This window comes from Proteiniclasticum sediminis (assembly GCF_018128025.1).
Classification (GTDB): Bacteria; Bacillota; Clostridia; order Clostridiales; family Clostridiaceae; genus Proteiniclasticum; species Proteiniclasticum sediminis.
The window spans coordinates 1-573 of sequence record NZ_JAGSCS010000078.1 but is presented as its reverse complement, the minus strand read 5'-3'; the positions used below and the strand labels follow the sequence as shown (position 1 = coordinate 573).

The 573-nt window shown below is 52.4% G+C and carries 2 protein-coding genes; both read right to left on the bottom strand.

The window, feature by feature from the left end; translation table 11 throughout:
- Positions 1–284 (bottom strand): VirB6/TrbL-like conjugal transfer protein, CD1112 family (locus KCG48_RS14625; protein ID WP_269142456.1); only part of this gene is annotated, 284 nt, incomplete at its 3' end.
- Between the two features lie 14 nt (positions 285–298).
- Positions 299–514, bottom strand: coding sequence for a Maff2 family mobile element protein (locus KCG48_RS14620; protein ID WP_084234496.1), 216 nt, complete (start codon positions 512–514; stop codon positions 299–301).
- Between the last annotated feature and the right edge of the window lie 59 nt (positions 515–573).

Here is a 573-nt window from a genome sequence, read left to right as displayed (position 1 = left end):
TCGATGTCATGAAGATTATTCCGGTCGATGACCATTTGGATGAGCTCGTAGGTCATCACAAAGGCAAGGATCACGCCCGCGATGGGGATGATGACGCTTTCGGAGAGGCTGCGGATCATGGAAAAGACGCCGGCATTCCATGCCGCCGGCGTCAATCCCACTTGACCTGCGATTTCGCCAACCTGCTGGTTGACGTTATCAAACATCCCCGACAAATTTGTGATGATGCCTTCGACAAGCATCGTCTTCAGCCATTCGGTGATTTTGTCGAGTATGCTTTCCATCGCTTTCTACTCGATTAACCGAACAGACCGGAAAGCAGCGGCACCAGGACGATGCCGATCAGGGCGACACCGCCGCCCGCCATGAGCTGCTTCATGCCCTGGGATTTGGCACCGGGGTTATCGTTACCGTAGCCTTCGAGAAGGTTGATGACGCCCCAGATGGCAAGGCCTGCACCGAGAGCGACGACGAGGGTTTGAAGTACATCTACTGCACTGTTAAAGAATTCCATTGATTGACCTCCATTATTTTAAATTTTGAGATGAAAAAAGCCGCTCATTCGGCGGCTTC